This window comes from Nocardiopsis kunsanensis DSM 44524 (genome assembly GCF_000340965.1).
Taxonomy (GTDB): domain Bacteria; phylum Actinomycetota; class Actinomycetes; order Streptosporangiales; family Streptosporangiaceae; genus Nocardiopsis; species Nocardiopsis kunsanensis.
On sequence record NZ_ANAY01000066.1, the window covers coordinates 1 to 3039 of the forward strand.

At 70.1% G+C, this 3039-nt stretch carries 4 protein-coding genes; 2 read left to right on the forward strand and 2 right to left on the reverse strand.

Annotated elements, in window-relative coordinates; all coding sequences use genetic code 11:
• Positions 1-275: 275 nt before the first annotated feature.
• A complete protein-coding gene (locus tag D456_RS0123165; RefSeq protein ID WP_017578561.1) occupies positions 276-746 on the reverse strand; it encodes a hemerythrin domain-containing protein in 471 nt (156 codons plus the stop codon).
• Between the two features lie 157 nt (positions 747-903).
• Positions 904-1494: a GNAT family N-acetyltransferase gene (locus D456_RS0123170; RefSeq protein WP_026116158.1), complete on the reverse strand. Its 591-nt coding sequence runs from the start codon at positions 1492-1494 to the stop codon at positions 904-906.
• Positions 1495-1589: 95 nt separating this feature from the next.
• Between D456_RS0123170 and D456_RS0123175 the strand changes: the two genes are divergently transcribed.
• Entirely contained in the window at positions 1590-2396 is an 807-nt protein-coding gene (locus D456_RS0123175; RefSeq protein WP_017578563.1) for an SRPBCC domain-containing protein, read from the forward strand.
• Entirely contained in the window at positions 2393-2710 is a 318-nt protein-coding gene (locus D456_RS0123180; protein ID WP_017578564.1) for an ArsR/SmtB family transcription factor, read from the forward strand. The genes D456_RS0123175 and D456_RS0123180 overlap by 4 nt, the downstream gene beginning before the upstream one ends.
• Positions 2711-3039: the final 329 nt, after the last annotated feature.

Genomic DNA, 3039 nt, shown 5'->3' on the forward strand with positions numbered 1-3039 from the left:
TCTTTTCGGGGGGCGACCCCCCGCACCCCCCGGTGTGCGCTCGCCGGGGCTCGCGCACGTCGTGGCCGGACCGTCGCTGATCCGTGGTCCTGACGTTCGTGTGCCCGAACACAACCTTTGGTAGGCGCCGCGCCACAGCAGATCCGCAGGACGCGGCCCCGGAGCAAAGTCTTCATGCGTGTCGCCCGTGGGAGCGCAGGGCTGCGGGCCCGCGCCCCCACGGAGCCGTACGGCAATACCCCCGCCGACGCCCTGCCCGAGGTCCGGGCCGCGGCTCACAGGGGCCCCAGCGCCTCGCGGAGGTCCCGGTCCAGCGTGAGTGTCTCGAGCACAGTCAACAGCCGACGTTCCTCGTAACGGAAATGGTTCTCCATGACCGCCGCGATCCCCTCGAGGTGTTGCTCGAGTGTGTCGGGCGGATCCGACCTGTCCACCGAGGCCTGCAGCCCGGTGAGCAGGTGGGAGATCATCGAGTGGTCCTGCTCCAGCTGTCGCAACGTCTCCCGCAGGTCCGGGTACGCGGCCGCGATCGCGGGGAACAGCGTGCGGTCCTCGCTCTCGTGGTGTCCATTGAGAGCGGTACAGAAGCCGTGGCAGAAAAGCAGGAGCTCGCGGGTGGCGGATTCGCTGCATCTGCCCTCGCGCAGGGAAGCACGAGTGGCTCGTAGCGCTTCGCGCAGACGCTCGTGCACCGCGCGCATCTCGTTGCTCCAGGCGATCAGCCTGGCCTTCTCGCCCTCAGCCATGTGAGGACGAAGGGAGCGACGTGTTCATCGCCGTTCTCCTTCGTGATCCGGCGCCTCCATACCTGACACGGCCTGCCACCGGCACGCGACGCTCGCGTCAACCTACCACCGCCCGTAGGAGCGTTGAAGGGACGATGGAATCTTCGACGGAGAGAGGTCAACCCCTCGACCGGGCGGGCCTGCGGAGCATGGCCCACGTGCGCGGGCCGCCGCCGGGAAGGTCGTACTCGGCGGTGATCTCGAACCCGAGAGCCTCGTACACCCTCACGTTGCCCTCGGTCGAGGTCTCCAGGAACGCGGGCAGCCCTTCGGCGTCCGCGGCGGCCAGGCCGGGTTCGATCACCGCGCGACCCAGCCCCCGGCCCTGTGCCGAGGGCCGTACACCGACGGTCCCCAGGAACCATGCGGGCCCCTGGGGACGGTGAGGCTCCATGGCGGCCTCGGCCGAGGAGTGCGCGTGGGCACGGTCGCCGGCGATCTCGACCATGCATGGCAGCAGGCGCTCCAGGGCCGGGCCGGCATCACCGCCGGGGGTCGACCACACCGCGACCGCGTCCAGACCGTCGCTGACCCACACACGTCCATGGGGCAGGCCGATCTCGGAGAGGAAGAGGTGCTGGAACTCGCGTAGCCGTGCTTCGTGGTCGTCGGCGGCGATGGTGTGGCGGGTGAACGGGTAGTCGACGAATGCGGCGGTGAGGGTGTCGGCGGCGTTCTCGACGTCCTCGGCGGTGGCCTCGCGGATGATGGTGTGCTCCGTGCTCGGGGGTGACAGTGCATGCAACCGCAAAGTTGCAGTTCGCGCCACAGTAATGCAACCCTGAAATCGTTCAGGAGGTCGGTATGGACAGTGTCGAACGCCACGTGGACATCGACGCCCCACCCGAGCGCGTGTGGGAACTGCTCACCCGCCCCGGCTGGTTCGTCAACGACGGCGAGATCGTCGCGCACGACGTCGAGGAACTCGACGACGGCGTCCACCTCGTCACGGACCCCGTCCACGGATCCTTCCGCGTCGAACGGGTCGCCCTCGAACCGCACACCCGCGCCGCCTTCCGTCGGCACCGTGGAACCGGCGCCGACGACCCCGCCACACTGGTGGAGTTCCACCTCGAGGAACGCCCCGGAGGGGTTCGCCTCACCGTCGTCGAGAGCGGGCTGCAGGCCCTGGGAACCGGCCGCCGACTACACGAGCAGCAGGCCCGGGGATGGAGTGAAGGGCTCGCGACCGCCCGAGCCCACACCGAGCCGGCCCGGGTCAGATGCGCCGTCCACGTTCCTGTCGAGCCCGGACCCGCCTGGGACGTGGTCACCGACCTCGCCTCCTGGTACGCGTTCGGTGGGGCGGTCTACACCCTGGAGCAGGGCGCGCCGATGCGCCTGGAATGGGCGGAGCACGGTATCCACCTGGGCACGGTCGAGCGGGTGGACGCCCCGTCCGAGTTCGCTTTCCGCCTGGCGCGTGAACCCGACCTCGAGCCGGACGAGGACGCGCCACTGGTCCGCGTGACCGTGCGGGCCTCCGGAACGGGCAGCCTCGTGGTCGTCGAGCACACCGGCCTGACCACCGCCGACGACACCACCGTGGAACGCCTCGGCTGGGAAGGCGGCCTCACCACGCTCGCCGAACGGCTCCGGGAGAAACGATGAACACTCCCACCACCACGGCCTTGGCCGCACTCGCCGACGGCACACGCTGGGAGGTCCTGGCGCGCCTCGGGCGGGAACCGGCCTCCGCATCGGCCCTGGCCCGAGAGCTCCCGGTCAGCCGCCAGGCCATCGTCAAACACCTCGAAGTCCTGGTCGGGGCCGGGCTCGTGGTCTCGCGCCGGCGTGGACGCGAGGTCGTGCACGTGGCGGTGGGAGAGCGGCTCAGTTCGCTCGGCCGGGACCTCGAAAGGATCGGTCGGGGCTGGAACGACCGGCTCGCCGCGTTCGAGGAGACGGCGGGGGAGCAGCACTGACCAGCGCGACCAGGTCCGGATCGTCACTGGTCCACCGGTCGACGGCCTCGCCGCCCGTGCAGGTGCACAGTTCCACCGTCACCCCGTCCGGCCCACGCGTGATGACCCGCCAGGTACCGCCGTGCTCCTCCCAACGGAGGAGTCTGTCCACAGGATCGCCCATGTCCCTCTTCCTACCCTTGCGCGCGGCAGCCGACCGCCACGGCGGACCCGTTCGAGGCACCCACTCCGATCCGGTACAGTTGAGACATCGCCTTCCGGCGACCCGCAAGGGGCTATGGCGCAGTTGGTAGCGCGCCTCCATGGCATGGAGGAGGTCTGGGGTTCGA